General features: G+C 72.6%; 1 pseudogene. It reads left to right on the top strand.

Going from position 1 to position 230, the window contains the following annotated elements:
- Nucleotides 1–230 (top strand): annotated as a pseudogene (locus KVS67_RS13700) (amidase family protein); the annotation flags it as partial.

The following is a 230-nucleotide window of genomic DNA, read 5'->3' as shown; positions in this document are numbered from 1 at the left end:
GCTACGATCCGTCTTTGCCCGAGTTTCGACGCCGCCCTCGGCGCGTACTACCTGATCATGCCCTGGGAGGCCACCTCCAACCTGGCCCGCTCCGACGGCGCCCGCTACGGCCACCGCGTGGTGCCCGACGGCGGCGGCACCAACGAGCAGGTCATGGGCGCCACCCGCGCCGCCGGCTACGGCGCCGAGGACAAGCGCCGCATCATCCTGGGCACCTACGCGCTGTCCGC

The sequence above is a fragment of the Micrococcus sp. GbtcB5 genome (genome assembly GCF_019091605.1).
In the GTDB taxonomy this organism is placed as follows: Bacteria; Actinomycetota; Actinomycetes; order Actinomycetales; family Micrococcaceae; genus Micrococcus; species Micrococcus luteus.
Note: the sequence above shows the minus strand (reverse complement) of the source record. Positions and strands in the feature narration are given on the sequence as shown.